Raw genomic sequence first — 14,794 nt, 5'->3', positions numbered from 1 at the left:
AAGCAATGGCGGCACAACTTGGCTCCACGCGCGACCCACGCGCACTCATCCCGGGAAACCCGTCGAAGCTCACCGGCGACGCGGACAAGCTCGACGGCCATGCGAAGACCCTCGACGGCATCGGGGACGAGCTCGGCTCCGTCCGTATCTCCAGCTGGCACGGGCAGGCCAGCGACGCCTTCTGGGACGACTTCTCGGGCCAGAAGCAGAAGTGGTTCCGCGGCTCGGACTCGCTGGGCGCGGCCGCCGGGGCACTGCGGGACTACGCCAGAGCCCTCAGCTGGGCCCAGGGCCAGGCCGAAGAGGCCATCCGGCTGTACGACGGGGGCGACGAGAGCGGCGGCGAGCAGCTGCTGGCCTCTGCACGCGCCCATGTCGAGTCGGAGGGCGACGCCGCGGCCGAGAAGTTCAAGGCGCAGGGCGGCGAGGGCGACAACGCGCCCGACTGGCTCTTCTGGGCCTCGGAAGCGGCGCAGGACGACACAGGCGCTACGTCCAAGCAGCTCTTCGAGTTGGAACGGGCAGGCGACCCGAGGACCATCGGGGCCTGGGGCGACCACAAGAACATGACGCAGGCGGAGAGGGAAGCGCTGCGCGAGGGCAAGGGCCCCGGCATCACCGTGGCCGGCCCGTCCGTCAGCGCCGACGCCAAGGTCTGGGGCGCCGAGGCCAAGGGCCGCGGTGAGTTCGCCGGCGGCGAGGTCTCGGGCAAGGCCGGTGTCAACCTCCTCGGCGTCGACGCCTCCGCCGGCGTGGGACTCGTGGACGGGAACGCCACCGCACAGGCGTCCGGCAAGGCCTATCTCGCCCAGGCCACGGCCGAGGGCAAGTACGGGGTCGGTTACTTCGAGGCCTCCGGCAAGGGCGAGGCCTATGTGGGCGCCGAGGCCGGCGTCAAGGGCTCCATCGGCACGGACGGTGTCCATGTCGGCGGCGAGGCCTTCGCCGGTGCCAAGGCCACCGCGGAGGGTCATGCCTCCGTCGCCGGTGTCGGCGTCGGTGGTACCGCGGAGGCGTGGGCCGGTGCCGGCGCCGAGGCCCACTTCGACGCCGGCATGAAGGACGGCAAGATCGTCATCGGCGGCGACCTGGGCGTCGGCCTCGGCATCGGCGGCAAGTTGGGCGGCCAGATCGAGCTCGACCCGGGCAAGATCACCGACGCGGCCGGCGACGCGGTCGACGCGATCGGGGACTGGTTCGACTGACCCGCCGCGGGGAACCCAGCCCGGGGCTCCCCGCCCGTCCCCTCCTCCCCGACGCTTCCCGTACCGTCGGAACACGTACCGCAAGGAGTTGATCCACCATGCCGGGCACACTTCCGGTGCCGCTCGAAATCGAGCTCCCGCAGGGCTGGCAGTCGGCGCCCCCGGACGAGGTCGGCGCCCCGCACGCCGCCTTCGTCGCCCTGCACATGGCCTCCCGGGGCCAGGGCTTCATGCCGAACATCACCGTCACCGGCCACACTCTCGACGGCTCGTCGAGCCTGCACGGCCTCGCCGAGGAGTCGGTGCGGCGGCTGCGCGAGAACGTCGGCGCCGTCGAGATCGTCAAGCGCACCGAGGTGGGCACCTCGCCTGCGCCGGGCCTCATCGACGCACCGGGGATCGTGCAGAACCTGCGCATCCAGGCCACCGTCAACGGGCAGCCGATGGAGCTCGCGCAGAGCCAGTTCATCCTGGTGCTGGAGAACGAGCAGCGGCGTACCGAACGCGCGGAGATCGAGATCGCGCTGACGGCGAGGACGAGCCAGCTCCAGGACGTCCTCGAGGACTTCCAGACCTTCGTCTCCGCCCTCCGCCCGGCGACCGCCACCCCGGAGGGCTAGGTTCCCGCCCGCCCCCGGTGACGTCGCCGGGGGCGGGCGGGCCCCGTGCTCCGGTCGGCCGGCGCACCGCGTCGCCATCCCCTTCTGCGGGGTGGTGATGGGCCGCTTTCGGAGGATTCCGGCGATTGCCGGGCAGGTCGAGGGCACGCGTGGCCGAGAAGCAACGGTGAGCCGTGAGAAACGACGAGACGTGTTTCCGCAGGTCAGCGCCAACGTGTCCAGAACGCGCAGGTCAGACGCTCGCCCATACAGATATCCTTGACATGTGACCGACGCCCAAGAGACCGCAGCAGACACTTCACTGCGAACCACCGGAGGCGCCCCTCCGGACGACGGCGGATCTTCTGTTACGGAGGCGCCGATCCCTTTGCTGGAGCCCCGCGAGGGCATTCCGCCGGTGATCGCCGACGAGGTGGCGCTCGCCAAGGTGATCACCGCCTTCTCCGCAGGCTCCGGCCCCGTCGCCGTCGACGCCGAACGCGCGTCCGGCTACCGCTACGGCCAGCGTGCCTATCTGGTGCAGCTGCGCCGCGAAGGCGCGGGATCGGCACTGATCGATCCCGTCGCCTGCCCTGATCTGTCGGCCCTCGGCGAGGTCCTCTCCGGCGTGGAGTGGGTGCTGCACGCGGCCACCCAGGATCTGCCCTGTCTGCGCGAGATAGGCATGACGCCGAGCCGGCTGTTCGACACCGAGCTGGCGGGGCGGCTCGCCGGATTCCCGAGGGTCGGCCTCGGCGCGATGGTCGAGGGCGTGCTCGGGTTCGTCCTGGAGAAGGGCCACTCGGCCGTCGACTGGTCGACCCGGCCGCTGCCCGAGCCCTGGCTGCGGTACGCGGCGCTGGACGTCGAGCTCCTCGTCGATCTCCGCGACGCGCTGGAGAAGGAGCTGGACCGGCAGGGAAAGCTGGAGTGGGCGCAGCAGGAGTTCGACGCGATCGCGGCCGCGCCGCCCGCCGAGCCGCGCAAGGATCCGTGGCGGCGTACGTCCGGGATGCACAAGGTGCGGCGGCGGCGGCAGCTGGGCGTGGTGCGGGAGCTGTGGCAGACGCGGGACCGGGTCGCTCAGAAGCGGGATGTGTCGCCGGGCAAGGTGCTGTCCGACGCGGCGATCGTGGAGGCCTCGCTCGCCCTGCCGGCGAACGTCCATGCCCTGGCCGCGCTCAACGGGTTCGGGCACCGGATGGGGAGGCGGCAGCTGGAGCAGTGGCAGGCTGCCGTGGACCGCGCGAAGGCCATGAGCGAGTCGCAGTTGCCCGCGCCGGGGCAGGCGGTGACGGGGCCTCCGCCGCCGCGGGCCTGGGCCGACAAGGATCCCGCCGCCGCGGCCCGGCTCTCCGCGGCTCGTGCCGCGGTTTCGGCGTTGGCCGAGCAGCTCAACATGCCGCAGGAGAACCTGATCACTCCGGACACCGTGCGGCGGGTCTGCTGGGAGCCGCCGAAGGCGGTCGACGCCGAGGCGGTCGCGGAGGCGTTGGCCGGATACGGGGCGCGGCCCTGGCAGGTCGAGCAGGTCACGCCGGTTCTGGTCGCGGCCCTGTCCGCCGAGTCGCCGTAGGAGAGTCCTCTCGTACGGCGACCACGGGCTCACCTGGTCGCGCCCTTCATGAAGCCGTTGTAGATGAAACGTTGCAGGAGCAGGAAGACGATCAGGGTCGGCAGGATCACCAGGACCGCTCCTGCCGAGATCGTTTCCCAGTGCGCGCCGAACGGGCCCTTGAAGCGGAACAGGGACGTCGAGATCACGCCAAGATCTTCCGAGGGCATGTAGAGGAACGGGATGTAGAAGTCGTTGTAGGTGGTGATGCCCTTGACGATCACCACCGTGGCGATCGCCGGCCTCAGCAGGGGGAAGATGATCCTGCGGTAGATCGTGAAGGCATTGGCGCCGTCCAGGCGGGCCGCCTCGTCCAGGGACGTCGGGATCGAGCGGACGAACTGGAGGAAGATGTAGATCGAGACGATGTCCGTGCCCATGTAGAGGACGATCGGCGCCCAGAGGCTGTCGAACAGCCCGAAGCTGTTGACGATCTGGAAGGTCGCCACCTGGGTCGTGACGCCGGGGACCAGGGCGGCGACCAGGAACAGGGCCACGACCAGCTTCTTGAAGCGGAACGTGAAGCGGTCGATCGCATACGCCGTCATCGAGCCGATGAGGACCGTGCCGCCGATGGCGAAGACCAGGATGACCGCCGTGTTGGCGAAGGCCGCGAGCATGTGGCCGTCCTGGAACGCCGTCGCGTAGTTGCCGAAGTTCAGCAGGTTGTCGGGCAGGGCCAGCGCTCCGCTGTCGCCCGCCATCTCCTTCTCGGACTTCAGAGACGTCAGGACGACGGCGGCCAAGGGCAGCAGGACCACCAGCGTCGCGGCGATCAGGGACAGGTACACCAGCGTGCGAGCCACCGCGCCGCGCGTCATACGAGGTCCACCTTGTCGTCGGGGACGAGGCGCCGCTGCACCCAGGTCACGGCCAGGACGATGAGCAGCAGCACGACCGCGGCCGCCGAGGCGAGCCCCGTCTTGTTGAACTGGAAGGCCAGCTTCACGGTCTGGATCACGAAGGTCTCGGTGCCGGTCGCACCGCCGGTCATGATGTACGGGATCTCGAAGACCGAGAGCGAGCCGGAGACCGAGAGGATCACCGTCAGGGACAGGACCGGCTTGATGCCCGGCGCGATGATGTGGCGGAACTGGTGCCAGCGGTTCGCGCCGTCCAGTTCGGCCGCCTCGTACAGCTCCCCGGGGATCGACTGGATCGCGCCGAGGAAGAGGACGAAGTTCAGGCCCAGGTAGCGCCAGACGGAGACGGCGGCGAGGGAGGTGTTCGCCGACTCCGGTGTGCCGAGCCAGGCGCGGTCCGTCTCCACACCGACGAGGCCGAGGACGGAGTCGAGGGTGCCGCCGTCCTGGAAGAAGTAGAGGAAGACGAAGCCGATCGCGACCCCGTTGATCAGATACGGGAAGAACAGCACGCCCTTGAAGAAGTTCCGGAAGCGGACGTTGAAGCTCAGGATCGTCGCGAAGTAGAGGGCTGCGACGATCTGGAAGACGGAGGCGGCCAGGTAGTAGCCGCTGACCCAGAAGACCTCGAACAGGTCGGCGCGGGTGAAGAGTTCGGCGTAGTTCTCGGTGCCCGTGTACTGCAGCTCGGGGCTGACGCCGTCCCAGTCGGTGAAGCTGTACGCGACCATGTTGGCGATCGGCGCGTAGGTGAAGACGATCAGCAGGGCGAGCGGGGCGAGCAGGAAGAGCCACGGGGTGGCCCCGCGCCACAGACGTGCCGGGCGCGGGGCGGGGGCCGGTCCGGGGGCGGTGTGGGCCGCCCCCGCGGTGGTTCTGACGGCCGCCTTCTCGGTCGTGTCCGTCATCAGGACCCCAGGGACTGCTGGGTCTCGGTCCACTTCCTGCCGAGGTCGTCCAGGAAGTCGTCCAGGTCGCCCTTGGTGGCGCCGCGTGCGAGGTCGACGAGGTCCTGGCGGTAGTCGGGCTTGTAGATGCCGACCTCGGACTGGTTGTCGATGGACTTCACCTCGGCGCCCTTGGTGTCGTCGAGATCGAGGATCTTCACCCCCGCCTCCTCGTACGGCTTCATGACCGTGGGCAGCGGGGCGGACCTGAGCGGGGACAGCGCGAGGTTGTCCGCCGCGTAGCCGGACTTGTCGGTGAACCAGTCGAGCCAGGCGCGGGCCGCCTCCTTGTGCTCGGAGTGGATGTTGACGGCCTGGTTGTAGTCGGGCTGCGCCGTCGCGCAGAAGGTGCCGTCCTTCTGGGCGGGGAAGGGCATGAACCCGATGTCGTCGGGGTCGGCGCCGGCCTGCTTCGCCGCGGCCTGCATCTGGATGACCGCCCAGGAGCCGAGCCACATCGTGGCGATCTCGCCCTTCGCGATCCGGGGCTTGGACGCCTCCCAGTTGGTGGTCGTCGGGTCCTTCTCGGCGAGCCCCTCGTGGACGATGTCGTAGAGCAGTGTGTCGGCGGTGCGTACGTCGGCGCCCTCGGCCCACGGGTCGCCCTCGGCGAGCCGGGTGGTGGCCTGGTCGTCGCAGCTGACTGAGCCGTTGACCTGCGTCCACTGGGTGAGTGGCCACATGTCCTTGAAGTTGGTGTAGTACGGGATCGCGTCGGTCTTCGACCTGATCGCCTTCAGGTCGTCGAGGAAGGCGGCCGGCGTCGTGGGCCAGTCGGTGATCCCGGCCTCCTGCCAGACCCTCTTGTTGTAGATGAAGCCCGGGACCGCGCCCAGCGGGCTCTGGCCGTAGACCTTGCCGTCCACGGTGGTGTAGTCGGTGAAGCGGTACTCCTTGCTCCGCTCGGCCTGACTGCCCAGTGAGGCGAAGAACCTGGGGTAGTCCTTCTTCTCGATCACGGTGGGGATCATGAGGACGTCGCCGTAGTTCTCCGTGTTCATACGGATCTTGACTTCGCCCTCGTAGGCGGTGATGGCGTCGAACTCGACCTTCACCTCGGGATACGTCTTGTTGAACTCGGCGGCGTACTTCTTCATCGTCCCGTCCTGCACCAGGTCGGTGCGGTGGGTGAGGACGGTGATGGTGCCGCTCACCTCCGACGGGTCGTCAGGCGCCTTCGCCTCCGCGCCTTTCGAGCTTCCTCCGGTGCCGGTGCACGCCGCGAGGAGCAGGGCACCCGTGGTGATGGCGAGGACTGTACGGCGGTTCATGTGCGTCAGCTCCGTTCTGGGGACGGACGAGCACGTGCGGGATGGCTGGTTCCGAACTCTGACAACGTTTTCTTAACCGGTAAAGTCCGTATCTCGCCAACGATGCCAAAATCTGTCTCAGCGCTGGGATGGATCGGTTTAGGAGAGCGCATGCTTCAGGCCACACCGCTCACCGACGGATGGATCCTGCGGCACGAGGGGGCCGCGCTCCCCGCCACCGTGCCGGGCTGTGTACACACGGATCTGCTGGCGGCGGAGGCGATCCCGGATCCCTTTCTCGGGCGTGCCGAGGCCGAGGTGGCGTGGGTGGGGCGGCGGGACTGGACCTATGAGGCGGACCTGACAGGGACGCCCGCGCACCCGGCGCACGAACACCATGACCAGCACGAGCAGACCGACCTCGTCTTCGACGGGCTCGACACCGTCGCCGAGGTCCTCCTCGACGGCCGGCTCCTGGGCCGGGTACGGAACATGCACCGCTCGTACCGCTTCGACGTGACGGGGATGAGCGGGCGGCTCGCGGTGCGTTTCGCCTCGGCGTACGCCGAGGCCGAGGCGGTGCGCGGCAAGCTGGGCGAACGGCCCGCCGCCTATGCCGAGCCCTACCAGTACCTCCGCAAGATGGCCTGCTCCTTCGGCTGGGACTGGGGCCCGACCCTGGTGACGGCCGGGATCTGGCGGCCGGTGCGGATCGAGCAGTGGTCGACGGCCCGGATCGCGCGCGTGCGGCCCCTGGTGCGGGTCGAAGAGGGCACCGGGCAGGTCGAGTTGGTGGTCGACGTCGAGCGGACCCGGGTCGAGGCACCGCTCGACGTCGAGGCGACGGTCGGCGGGGTGCGGGCGCGGGCCGGGATCGAGGGATCGGGCGGGGTCGTACGGCTGACCGTGCCGGACGTGGATCTGTGGTGGCCGCGCGGATACGGCGAACAGCCCTTGTACGACGTCGAGTTGAGGCTGCTGCACGGCGATGACGTGCTCGACGTGTGGCGTCGGCGGATCGGCTTCCGGACCGTCGAGCTGGACCGCCGGCCCGACGCGCACGGCACCGGCTTCACCCTCGTCGTCAACGGCGAACGGCTCTTCGCGCGAGGCGTGAACTGGATCCCGGACGACGTGTTCCCGTCCCGGGTGACCCGCGAGCGGTACCGGAGGCGGCTGGAGCAGGCGGCCGACGCGGGCGTCGACCTGGTACGGATCTGGGGTGGCGGGATCTACGAGAGCGAGGACTTCTACGACGCCTGCGACGAGCTGGGGCTGCTGGTCTGGCAGGACTTCCCGTTCGCGTGCGCGGCCTATCCGGAGGAGCAGCCGCTGCGCGGGGAGGTGGAGGCCGAGGCGCGGGAGAACGTCGTACGCCTGATGCCGCATCCCTCGCTCGTGCTGTGGAACGGCAACAACGAGAACCTGTGGGGGTTCCGGGACTGGGAGTGGGAGCCGCGGCTGGCCGGGGAGTCCTGGGGCGAGGGGTACTACCTGGGCGTACTGCCGCGTGTGGTGGCCGAGTTGGACCCGACGCGGCCGTACACGGCGGGCAGCCCCTGGTCCGGTTCGTGGGACCACCACCCGAACGACCCCGCGCACGGCACGCATCACTCCTGGGAGGTGTGGAACCGGGAGGACTACGCCGACTACCGGCTGAGCGTGCCGCGTTTCGTGGCCGAGTTCGGCTGGCAGGCGCCGCCCGCGTACGCCACCCTGCGGCGTGCGCTGCCGGGCGAGGAGCTCGCGCCGGACTCCCCCGGCATGCTGCACCACCAGAAGGCGGACGACGGGAACGGGAAGCTCAGGCGCGGCCTCGAGCGGCATTTCGCCGTTCCCGAGGGGGACTTCGAGAAGGGCTTCGAGGCGGACTTCGACCGCTGGCACTACCTCACCCAGGTCAACCAGGCGCGGGCCGTCGCGGCCGGGATCGAGCACTGGCGGTCGCACTGGCCGGTGTGCGCGGGCACGGTCGTGTGGCAGCTCAACGACTGCTGGCCGGTGACGTCCTGGGCGGCGATCGACGGGGACGGACGGGAGAAGCCGCTGTACCACGAGCTGCGGCGGCTGTACGCGGATCGGTTGCTGACGCTTCAGGAGCGGGGGCGGGGGCTGGAGGCGGCCGTCGTCAATCAGGCGGCGCGGGAGTGGAGCGGGGCGGTGCGGCTGCGGCGGATGGCCGTCGAGGGGGCGGTGCTCGGCGAGGTGAGCGTCGGGTTCGCCGCCGGAGGGCGGGCGGTGGCCCGGGTGGGTGTGCCGAGGGAGCTCGAGCCGGCCGGGCCGAAGGAGTTCCTGGTCGCGGACGTGGCTGGGCTGAGGGCCGTGCGCTTCCCCGTCCCCGACCGCGAAGTGCCGTATCCCCGACCGGAGTTCGACATCGCCCTGGTGCCGGGCGGGATCTCGGTGACGGCCCGCACTCTCGTACGGGATCTGCTCCTCCAGGCCGACCGGCTGGATCCGGACGCGGTGGCCGACCGGGGGCTCGTCACGCTGTTGCCGGGCGAAGAGGTGACCATCGGGGTGCGCGGCTGGGAGACTCCTGACGCCGAGGCCGCACGATCGGCCCTGTACTGCATGGAGCCCAGCCGATGACGGCAACGCCGATCCCCCGCGTCACCATCAAGGACGTCGCCGCCCGCGCCGGTGTGTCCAAGGGCGCGGTGTCGCTCGCCTTCAACCACAAGCCGGGGCTGTCGGAGGCGACCCGGGACCGGATCTTCCGGGCCGCGCGGGAGCTTGGCTGGGCGCCCAACCTCACGGCGCGGACGCTGGCCGGGTCGCGGGTGGACGTGGTGGGGCTCGCGATCTGCCGGCCGGCCCGGCTGCTGGGCCTCGAACCCTTCTACATGGAGTTCGTCTCGGGCGTGGAGAGCGTCCTGACCGAGCACTCCTGCTCGCTGCTGCTGCGGCTCGTGCGGACCGTGGAGGAGGAGAGCGGGCTCCAGGAGTCGTGGTGGCGGGGTCGGCAGATCGGCGGGTCGATCCTGGTCGACTTCCGCGCGGACGACCCGCGCGTGGCGATGGCCGAGCGGCTCGGGATGCCGGTCGTCGCGGTCGGGCACCCGTCACTGACGGGCGGGCTGACCTCGGTGTGGACCGACGACGCCACCGCCGTGACGGAGGCCGTGCGGTATCTGGCCGCGCTGGGGCACCGGCGGATCGCGCGGGTGGGCGGTGCGGCGGCCCTCGGGCACACGTCCATCCGTACGGCCGCGTTCGACGAGGCGGCGAGGGCGCTGGCGCTGGCCGGGGCGTGGCAGGTGGCGACGGATTTCTCGGGCGACGCGGGGGCGCGGGCGACCCGGTCCCTGCTCACCGCGTCCGGGGCGGACCGGCCGACGGCGATCGTGTACGACAACGACATCATGGCGGTGGCGGGGTTGTCGGTCGCGGCCGAGATGGGGCTGCGGGTGCCGGAGGACGTGTCGCTGCTGGCGTGGGACGACTCGCAGCTGTGCCGGCTGACGCATCCGACGCTGTCGGCGATGAGTCATGACGTGCACGGGTTCGGGGCGGAGGTGGCCCGGACCCTGTTCGGGGTGATCCTGGGAGATGGGGCGGGGTCGCATCCGGTGCCCACTCCGGTGCTGACTCCCCGGGGGTCGACGGCCCCGCCCGGAGCGCCCTTGCCGGTGTGACCTTCGCCGCTCCCGCCGTCAGGGCTGTGCAGCTACGTTACCCACAAGTAGCATGAGCCTGAGCGCGCGCTCAGCGCTCGCGCAGCGCAGCAGTGCAGATCCCGCACCTCTGGAGGAGAGCCATCGTGCCTCGTACCGTCAGGGACGTCGTCTTCGTCGACGGCGTCCGCACCCCGTTCGGCAAGGCGGGCCCGAAGGGTATCTACCACGAGACCCGCGCCGACGACCTTGTCGTGAAGGCGATCCGGGAGCTGCTGCGCCGCAACCCCGGTCTCGACCCGAAGCAGATCGACGAGGTCGCCATCGCCGCGACCACGCAGATCGGCGACCAGGGCCTGACCCTCGGCCGTACCGCGGGCATCCTCGCCGGTCTCCCCCAGTCGGTCCCCGGCTACTCGATCGACCGCATGTGCGCCGGCGCGCTGACCGCCGTGACGTCCGTCGCCGGTTCGATCGCCTTCGGTGCCTACAACGCCGTCATCGCCGGTGGTGTCGAGCACATGGGCCGCCACCCGATGGGCGAGGGCGTGGACCCGAACCCGCGCTTCGTCAGCGAGAAGCTGGTCGACGAGTCCGCCCTGTTCATGGGCATGACCGCGGAGAACCTGCACGACCGTTACCCGACGATCACCAAGCAGCGCGCCGACGAGTACGCGGTGCGTTCGCAGGAGAAGGCCGCCAAGGCGTACGCCAACGGCAAGATCCAGCAGGACCTGGTGCCGATCTCGGTGCGCCGCACGAACGCGGAGGCCGGTGAGACCGGCTGGGGCCTGGTCACCGCCGACGAGCCGATGCGTCCCGGCACCACCCTGGAGAGCCTCGCCGGTCTCAAGACGCCGTTCCGCGTCCACGGCCGGGTCACCGCCGGCAACGCGGCCGGTCTGAACGACGGCGCCACCGCCTCGATCATCGCGAGCGAGGACTTCGCCCGCGAGAACAACCTGCCGGTCAAGATGCGCCTCGTCTCCTACGCCTTCGCGGGCGTCGAGCCGGAGGTCATGGGCTACGGCCCGATCCCGGCCACCGAGAAGGCCCTCGCCAAGGCGGGCCTGTCCATCGAGGACATCAACCTCTTCGAGATCAACGAGGCCTTCGCGGTCCAGGTCCTCGCCTTCCTGGAGCACTACGGCATCGCCGACGACGACGCCCGCGTCAACCAGTACGGCGGCGCCATCGCGTACGGCCACCCGCTGGCCTCCTCCGGCGTCCGGCTGATGACGCAGCTGGCCCGCCAGTTCGAGGAGCAGCCGAACGTCCGCTACGGCCTGACCACCATGTGCGTCGGCTTCGGCATGGGCGCGACGGTCATCTGGGAGAACCCGCACTTCGACGGAGGCAACAAGTGAGCACCACCGCTGAGCTCCTGAAGGGCGCGGCCGAGCTGTTCCCGGACGAGGTCGTGACATCCGCGCACGTACGTCACCTCGACCTGCCGTACGGCGCCGGGCGCTTCGCGCTCATCACGCTGGACAACGGCTTCGACCACACCAAGCCGACCACCTTCGGCCCTCAGTCGCTGGCGAACCTCGACACCGCCATCGACCAGGTCGAGGCCGAGGCCGCCGCCGGTGACATCGTCGGTGTCGGCATCACCGGCAAGCCGTTCATCTTCGCGGTCGGCGCCGACCTCAAGGGCGTCGAGCTGCTGAAGGAGCACAAGGACGCGCTCGCCATCGGCAAGGGCGGCCACGAGGTCTTCAAGCGCCTCGCCGGTATCGCGGTCCCGACCTTCGCGTACTACAACGGTGCCGCGATGGGCGGTGGCGTCGAGGTCGGTCTGCACTGCGCGTACCGGACCGTCTCGAAGGCCCTCCCGGCCTTCTCGCTCCCGGAGGTGTTCCTCGGCCTGGTCCCCGGCTGGGGCGGCTGCACGATCCTGCCGAACCTGATCGGTGCCGACAAGGCCGTCTCGGTGATCATCGAGAACAGCCTCAACCAGAACAAGCAGCTCAAGGGCCAGCAGGTCTTCGAGCTGGGCATCGCGGACGCCATCTTCGAGGGCGCCGACTTCCTGGAGCAGTCGCTGCTCTGGACCGCCCAGGTGCTGAAGGGCGATGTCGAGGTCGAGCGCCCGGTCATCGACCGCGGTGAGGCCTGGGACCAGGCCGTCGCCAAGGGCCGCTTCATCGCGGACAGCAAGGTGCACGGGGCCGCTCCGGCCGCCTACCGCGCCCTCGACATCATCGCCGCCGCCAAGAACGGCGACCTCCAGCAGGGCTACGACGCCGAGGACAAGGCCCTCGCCGACCTGATCATGGGTGGCGAACTGCGCTCCGGCATCTACGCCTTCAACCTGGTGCAGAAGCGCGGCAAGCGCCCGGCCGGTGCGCCGGACAAGTCGCTGGCGCGTCCGGTCACCAAGGTCGGCGTGGTCGGCGCGGGCCTGATGGCCTCGCAGCTGGCGCTGCTCTTCCTGCGCCGCCTGGAGGTGCCGGTCGTGCTGACCGACATCGACCAGGAGCGTGTCGACAAGGGTGTGGGCTACGTCCACGCCGAGATCGAGAAGCTGCTCGGCAAGGGCCGTATCAACCAGGACAAGGCCAACCGCCTCAAGGCGCTGGTGAGCGGTGTCCTGGACAAGGCCGAGGGCTTCGCGGACGCCGACTTCGTCATTGAGGCCGTCTTCGAGGAGATCGGCGTCAAGCAGCAGGTGTTCGCGGAGGTCGAGGCGGTCGCCCCGGCGCACGCCATCTTCGCCACCAACACCTCCTCCCTCTCCGTCTCGGAGATGGCGTCGAAGCTGAAGAACCCCGAGCGGGTCGTGGGCTTCCACTTCTTCAACCCGGTCGCGATCCTCCCGCTGCTGGAGATCGTCCGCGGCGAGAAGACGGACGACGCGTCGCTGGCCACGGCCTTCGCCGTCGCCAAGAAGCTGAAGAAGACCGCGGTCCTCACCAAGGACGCCCCGGCGTTCGTCGTGAACCGCATCCTCACCCGCTTCATGGGCGAGATCCAGAACGTCATCGACGAGGGCACCTCGGTCGAGGTCGCGGAGAAGGCGGTGGAGCCCCTGGGCCTGCCGATGTCCCCGCTGGTCCTGCTGGAGCTGGTCGGTCCGGCGATCGGTCTGCACGTCTCGGAGACCCTCAACCGGGCCTTCCCGGACCGCTTCACGGTCTCCCCGAACCTCGCGGCCGTCGTCAAGGCGGGCAAGCGCGGCTTCTACGTCTACGACAGTGGCAAGCCGGAGCTGGACCCGGAGGTCGCCGCGCTGCTGCAGCAGGGCGACTCCGTCCTGACCGAGGAGCAGGTCCGTGACCGCGTCCTCGACGCGGTGGCGCAGGAGATCGGGCTCATGCTCGACGAGGGCGTCGTCGCCGAGGCCCAGGACATCGACCTCTGCCTGATCACGGGCGCCGGCTGGCCCTTCCACCTGGGCGGCATCACGCCGTACCTGGACCGCGAGGGTGTCTCCGAGCGCGTGAACGGCAAGAAGTTCCTGGCGCCGGGCGTGGCTTCGGTCCCGGCGTAAGCGCTCCGCTGTGAGCGCCGGTGCCCCGCATGCCTGCTCGGTGTGCGGGGCACCGGCGTTGCCGGCAGGGCTCTGAGGGCTCCGCCCTTCAGGCGCCTCAGACCTCTCTCCACGCCTCCAGGGCCAGCCCCGGCTCGTCCTTGCGCCGGGTGACGAGCAACTGCCCCGTCGACGGCGACAACGTGGCCGCCACCACGCGCCCCTCCTCGTCCACCGCCAGACCCACCACCGCGTCCACCGGCAGCTGCGGCCCCGACTCGGTCCACCACGCCCCCGCCGACTCCTGTTCCGTCGGATACGCGGCGAAGGCGACGCGGCCGCTCGCCGAGCGCTGGGCGAGCAGCGTGCAGTCGTGGCCGTCGAGTTCGCAGCGGATCGCGGAGACCGGACCGGGGCCGGCGGACGCCAGCAGGGTCACCGGCTTGGTGCCGGGGCGCCAGGCGCACAGGTCGCCGGAGCCGTCGGTGTGGAAGAGGGTGGTGTGGTCCGCAGAGGTGGCCAGGGCGCGCAGGGTGCCCGGGCGGACCGAGGACTCCATCGCCTCCTCCAGGTCCGGGACGGCGCCCGGCTTCTGCTGTCGCCAGTGCAGGATGGCGCCCGGGACGGCCGCGTAGAGCTCGACCAGTCCGGACTCGCCGGTCACGGCAGCCAGGCCGTCCTGTACGTCGCGCCCCTTGAGGTCGCGCCAGGGGCCCCAGCCGCCGGCCTCCTTCTGACCGCGCATGCTCACGCCGCCGCCGTTGTTTGGGACGAAGACATGGGCCCGGCCCTGTGCGTCGACCGTGACGGCGGGTGTGCCGGTGCGGTCGCCGGTCCGGTCCGGGTGGCCGATGGAGAGCCAGTCCAGGGCGGCCAGACGCGGGCGGAAGTGCGTGGAGTGGACCAGGCCCGCCTCCCCCGGCTTGGTGGGGCGCCAGGCGGCCAGATGGGCGTAGGCGTCGGCGCCCTGGCCGAACGCGGGGCCGGGGCGCAGCCTCTGGTCGCCGCCGACCCGGCGCGCGGGTTCCCAGGGGCCGCCGGGCCCGAGTTCCGCCCGGCACAGGACGGCCTCGTCGGTCGGCAGATAGACGCTGAGGCGGCCGTCGCGGCCGCGGATGAGCCAGTCGCCGTTCACCGGATCACCCTATGCGGGGAAGGCTTACGGCCGTCTCCCGCCCCCTGTTCCGGGGCGGAGCGGGGGGCGGGCAGGCCGGCCCGGAGGCGGT

11 protein-coding genes are annotated in these 14,794 nt (G+C 70.5%); 7 read left to right on the top strand and 4 right to left on the bottom strand.

Annotated features, from left to right (window positions below; genetic code table 11):
• The first annotated feature begins 5 nt into the window (after nt 1-5).
• The 3 genes from ACFU95_RS06055 to ACFU95_RS06045 all read left to right on the top strand — a co-directional run bounded on the left by ACFU95_RS06055 (nt 6) and on the right by ACFU95_RS06045 (nt 3,380).
• Nucleotides 6-1,205: a putative T7SS-secreted protein gene (locus tag ACFU95_RS06055; protein WP_383822391.1), complete on the top strand. Its 1,200-nt coding sequence runs from the start codon at nt 6-8 to the stop codon at nt 1,203-1,205.
• Nucleotides 1,206-1,303: 98 nt separating this feature from the next.
• A complete protein-coding gene (locus ACFU95_RS06050; RefSeq protein WP_383822388.1) occupies nt 1,304-1,825 on the top strand; it encodes a hypothetical protein in 522 nt (173 codons plus the stop codon).
• Between the two features lie 265 nt (nt 1,826-2,090).
• Complete coding sequence (locus ACFU95_RS06045; RefSeq protein ID WP_383822386.1) at nt 2,091-3,380, top strand: HRDC domain-containing protein; 1,290 nt, start codon at nt 2,091-2,093, stop codon at nt 3,378-3,380.
• A 29-nt stretch (nt 3,381-3,409) separates the two neighbouring features.
• On the opposite strand, the gene ACFU95_RS06040 is transcribed toward ACFU95_RS06045, so the two are convergent.
• Genes ACFU95_RS06040 through ACFU95_RS06030 form a run of 3 tightly spaced genes read right to left on the bottom strand, consistent with a single transcriptional unit; the run spans nt 3,410 to nt 6,500 of the window.
• The gene (locus ACFU95_RS06040; RefSeq protein WP_383822384.1) at nt 3,410-4,240 is read right to left on the bottom strand and encodes a carbohydrate ABC transporter permease; all 831 of its coding nucleotides are present in this window, start codon (nt 4,238-4,240) and stop codon (nt 3,410-3,412) included.
• A complete protein-coding gene (locus tag ACFU95_RS06035) occupies nt 4,237-5,190 on the bottom strand; it encodes a carbohydrate ABC transporter permease (protein ID WP_383822382.1) in 954 nt (317 codons plus the stop codon). Before ACFU95_RS06035 ends, ACFU95_RS06040 begins: the two co-directional genes overlap by 4 nt.
• The gene (locus ACFU95_RS06030) at nt 5,190-6,500 is read right to left on the bottom strand and encodes an ABC transporter substrate-binding protein (protein ID WP_383822379.1); all 1,311 of its coding nucleotides are present in this window, start codon (nt 6,498-6,500) and stop codon (nt 5,190-5,192) included. Before ACFU95_RS06030 ends, ACFU95_RS06035 begins: the two co-directional genes overlap by 1 nt.
• 150 nt (nt 6,501-6,650) lie before the next feature.
• On the opposite strand from ACFU95_RS06030, the gene ACFU95_RS06025 reads away from it, so the two are divergent.
• The 4 genes from ACFU95_RS06025 (at nt 6,651) to ACFU95_RS06010 (ending at nt 13,589) form a co-directional block, all read left to right on the top strand.
• Nucleotides 6,651-9,071, top strand: a complete 2,421-nt coding sequence (locus tag ACFU95_RS06025; protein WP_383822377.1) for a glycoside hydrolase family 2 protein — start codon at nt 6,651-6,653, stop codon at nt 9,069-9,071.
• Nucleotides 9,068-10,117 (top strand): LacI family DNA-binding transcriptional regulator, encoded by a 1,050-nt coding sequence (locus ACFU95_RS06020; RefSeq protein ID WP_383822374.1) that lies wholly within the window; start codon nt 9,068-9,070, stop codon nt 10,115-10,117. The genes ACFU95_RS06025 and ACFU95_RS06020 overlap by 4 nt, the downstream gene beginning before the upstream one ends.
• A 125-nt stretch (nt 10,118-10,242) precedes the next feature.
• Nucleotides 10,243-11,463, top strand: coding sequence for a thiolase family protein (locus tag ACFU95_RS06015; RefSeq protein WP_383822372.1), 1,221 nt, complete (start codon nt 10,243-10,245; stop codon nt 11,461-11,463).
• Complete coding sequence (locus tag ACFU95_RS06010) at nt 11,460-13,589, top strand: 3-hydroxyacyl-CoA dehydrogenase NAD-binding domain-containing protein (RefSeq protein ID WP_383822370.1); 2,130 nt, start codon at nt 11,460-11,462, stop codon at nt 13,587-13,589. The genes ACFU95_RS06015 and ACFU95_RS06010 overlap by 4 nt, the downstream gene beginning before the upstream one ends.
• 97 nt (nt 13,590-13,686) lie before the next feature.
• Here the strand turns inward: ACFU95_RS06010 and ACFU95_RS06005 are convergent, their stop codons facing one another.
• Nucleotides 13,687-14,703 (bottom strand): hypothetical protein, encoded by a 1,017-nt coding sequence (locus ACFU95_RS06005; RefSeq protein WP_383822367.1) that lies wholly within the window; start codon nt 14,701-14,703, stop codon nt 13,687-13,689.
• Between the last annotated feature and the right edge of the window lie 91 nt (nt 14,704-14,794).

This window comes from Streptomyces sp. NPDC057623 (assembly GCF_042800355.1).
GTDB lineage: Bacteria > Actinomycetota > Actinomycetes > Streptomycetales > Streptomycetaceae > Streptomyces.
This window is presented reverse-complemented; position numbering and strand designations above follow the sequence as displayed.

What these genes read in the sequence shown, in the direction of transcription:
- ACFU95_RS06030 (WP_383822379.1), bottom strand. Translation starts at nt 6,500, where the DNA reads ATGAACCGCCGTACAGTCCTCGCCATCACCACGGGTGCCCTGCTCCTC.
- ACFU95_RS06035 (WP_383822382.1), bottom strand. Translation starts at nt 5,190, where the DNA reads ATGACGGACACGACCGAGAAGGCGGCCGTCAGAACCACCGCGGGGGCG.
- ACFU95_RS06025 (WP_383822377.1), top strand. Translation starts at nt 6,651, where the DNA reads ATGCTTCAGGCCACACCGCTCACCGACGGATGGATCCTGCGGCACGAG.
- ACFU95_RS06055 (WP_383822391.1), top strand. Translation starts at nt 6, where the DNA reads ATGGCGGCACAACTTGGCTCCACGCGCGACCCACGCGCACTCATCCCG.
- ACFU95_RS06050 (WP_383822388.1), top strand. Translation starts at nt 1,304, where the DNA reads ATGCCGGGCACACTTCCGGTGCCGCTCGAAATCGAGCTCCCGCAGGGC.
- ACFU95_RS06020 (WP_383822374.1), top strand. Translation starts at nt 9,068, where the DNA reads ATGACGGCAACGCCGATCCCCCGCGTCACCATCAAGGACGTCGCCGCC.
- ACFU95_RS06040 (WP_383822384.1), bottom strand. Translation starts at nt 4,240, where the DNA reads ATGACGCGCGGCGCGGTGGCTCGCACGCTGGTGTACCTGTCCCTGATC.